This is a genomic window from Bacillus sp. EB106-02-03-XG38, from assembly GCF_058792175.1.
In genome coordinates this window covers 179,179-179,525 of the sequence record NZ_JBYTED010000003.1, presented here as the reverse complement: position 1 = coordinate 179,525, position 347 = coordinate 179,179, and the positions used below count along the sequence as shown (strand labels likewise).

1 protein-coding gene is annotated in these 347 nt (G+C 40.6%); it reads right to left on the bottom strand.

The genetic code is table 11. The features are described from left to right. Positions 1–347, bottom strand: a 347-nt coding sequence (locus AC3WTI_RS15360) for a hypothetical protein (RefSeq protein ID WP_142937707.1), incomplete at both ends; no start/stop codon positions are given.

Here is a 347-nt window from a genome sequence, read left to right as displayed (position 1 = left end):
TCTGCAATCGGTGCTTCCTTTACAACTTGTTGTTCTTCTGCGACTGGTGCTTCTTCTTCAACTTGTTGTTCTTCTGCAATTAAAACATCCGCAAAGCTTTGAACATCTTTCTTCGTTTGTTCATCAGCCTCAGCAACATGTATGAATTCATTCTTTTGTTCTATTGCTTCATTTAACACCATTTCTTGCTGCGTTTCCTCAAGTACTACAGATTCCGCTTCTTCTCGCTCTTCTGCTTCTGCAATTACTTCCACTTCTTCTGACTCTTCTGTTTCCGCAATTACTTCCACTTCTTCTCGCTCTTCTGTTTCTGCAATTACTTCCACTTCTTCTCGCTCTTCTGTTTC